Here is a 295-nt window from a genome sequence, read left to right as displayed (position 1 = left end):
CCCCAATACAATATAAACCCTGCCAATATAAGGCACATTGGTATCAACCAAAATATTCTGTTTGTAGGTTTATAGTACCAATAGAGCCTGCCAGATTTGCCTTTTAACAGCTTCACTTTGTCACCAATAGATATTTTCTTGCATATGTCACTAGCCAGTCTAACATAGTGCGTTTCATCTAAATATTTTGTCCTAATATTACTTCGCCGGCCACAGTTGACATCTGATACTGTCACTTCAATATAGTTCTGATTGTCATATGCATTGAGGTGATCGTAATACTCTTGAAGAATTA

At 36.3% G+C, this 295-nt stretch carries 1 protein-coding gene; it reads right to left on the bottom strand.

Features of this window, described 5'->3' with window-relative positions; genetic code table 11:
- A partial coding sequence (locus E1163_RS30785) for a hypothetical protein (protein WP_221417844.1) occupies positions 1 to 295 on the bottom strand: 295 nt, incomplete at both ends.

This window comes from Fulvivirga kasyanovii, assembly GCF_009711405.1.
Taxonomy (GTDB): domain Bacteria; phylum Bacteroidota; class Bacteroidia; order Cytophagales; family Cyclobacteriaceae; genus Fulvivirga; species Fulvivirga kasyanovii.
Note: the sequence above shows the minus strand (reverse complement) of the source record. Positions and strands in the feature narration are given on the sequence as shown.